This is a genomic window from Bacillus sp. AF62, from assembly GCF_050312695.1.
Lineage (GTDB): Bacteria > Bacillota > Bacilli > Bacillales > Bacillaceae_G > Bacillus_A > Bacillus_A cereus.
In genome coordinates this window covers 1-242 of the sequence record NZ_JBNPJZ010000318.1, presented here as the reverse complement: position 1 = coordinate 242, position 242 = coordinate 1, and the positions used below count along the sequence as shown (strand labels likewise).

Genomic DNA, 242 nt, shown 5'->3' with positions numbered 1-242 from the left:
GTGGAGCCTAGCGGGATCGAACCGCTGACCTCCTGCGTGCAAGGCAGGCGCTCTCCCAGCTGAGCTAAGGCCCCAAACAAGTATCGGGAAGACAGGATTTGAACCTGCGACCCCCTGGTCCCAAACCAGGTGCTCTACCAAGCTGAGCCACTTCCCGAAAGAAAACGCGCCCGAGAGGAGTCGAACCCCTAACCTCTTGATCCGTAGTCAAACGCTCTATCCAATTGAGCTACGGGCGCATA

At 57.9% G+C, this 242-nt stretch carries 3 tRNA genes; all 3 read right to left on the bottom strand.

From position 1 onward, the window contains the following. Position 1 precedes the first annotated feature (1 nt). Positions 2 to 74, bottom strand: a tRNA-Ala gene (locus tag ACQRBL_RS32980). A 9-nt stretch (positions 75 to 83) separates the two neighbouring features. Next, positions 84 to 157: transfer RNA gene (locus tag ACQRBL_RS32975), tRNA-Pro, on the bottom strand. 8 nt (positions 158 to 165) lie between these two features. Next, a tRNA-Arg gene (locus tag ACQRBL_RS32970) sits at positions 166 to 239 on the bottom strand. Between the last annotated feature and the right edge of the window lie 3 nt (positions 240 to 242).